Below are 1,163 nucleotides of genomic sequence, written 5' to 3' on the forward strand. Positions count from 1 at the left end.
GTAAGCGTCTGGGCATCTACACTTACTTTTTAACATTCCATGGTAACAGGCTGTCGATATCAGGTGCTGTCTGGCACAGCTCATTAAGGCAAGCCATGATGTAATCAAATGGCACTAAGCCATTTACCTTTGCGGTTTCCACAATGCTGTAAAGTGTGGCGCTTGCATGAGCCCCATTTGCCGTTTGGCTAAATAACCAATTCTTTCGGCCTATCACAAATGGTTTTACCGCTCGCTCTGCACGATTATTATCAATACTCAGTCTGCCATCATCAACATAACGAATGAGTTTGTGCCATTGATTAGCCAGGTAATTAGCCGCCTCTATCAGTTTGGTATTACCTACTAAATTCGGTTGGTTTTGCTCAAGCCATGCTTTGAGCTTGTCCAGTATTGGCACACTGACTTGTTGTCTTGTCGTGTATTTATCATCCGCACTTTTTTCTTTAACGCGTGACTCAACAGCGTACAGTTTTTGGATAAGGCTCAATACCACATCGGCTTTGCCGGTTTTATTTTTCCCTTGTAGCTTTTTCGCGTCGATAAATTTACGACGAGCATGCGCCCAACAGCCAGTTAAGGTTGCCTGTGTTTTTTCATAAGCTTGATAACCATCCACGTGTAAATACCCTTGATATCCATCAAGGTAATTGACCACGCACGCGGCAGCGCGACTATTGTGGAAGTCGTAAAGCACGATATTAGGGATAGGATTATTCGGGTCTGGTGAATCCCTACCTGAGCAATACACCCACATGTAGCTGTTCACTTTATCTGATTTCACCACTTTTAATGGCGTTTCATCGGCAAACAACGTGGGCTGCTTTAGCAGTTCGGCTTTAAGCCGCTCAACGAGTGGCACGAAGAGTGTGGCGGATTTGTCTATCCAACTACTCATGGTTTGGCGACTGAGCTCAATACCGTATTGTTTGAACATCGCTTCCTGGCGATAAAGCGGTAACCCATATTGGTATTTACTGGTGATAAGCTGACTGAGCAAACTGCTCGTTGCCATGCCTTTGTTGATAGGCATGGCAGGCATTGAGGCTTGCTTTATCGGTGTATGAGTCGAGGATTTATCACAGTGACGGCAAGCGTACTTAGGACGAATGTGCTCAATTACTTTGATTTGAGCGGGGATAAACTCAAGCTTTTCTGACTTG

The 1,163-nt window shown here is 44.8% G+C and carries 1 protein-coding gene; it reads right to left on the minus strand.

Translation table 11 applies throughout. The features are described 5' to 3' along the window. Positions 1-22: 22 nt before the first annotated feature. Positions 23-1,163, minus strand: a 1,141-nt coding sequence (locus tag P20311_RS04070; protein ID WP_036984815.1) for an IS66 family transposase, incomplete at its 5' end; no start/stop codon positions are given.

This window comes from Pseudoalteromonas sp. BSi20311 (assembly GCF_000239875.1).
Taxonomy (GTDB): domain Bacteria; phylum Pseudomonadota; class Gammaproteobacteria; order Enterobacterales; family Alteromonadaceae; genus Pseudoalteromonas.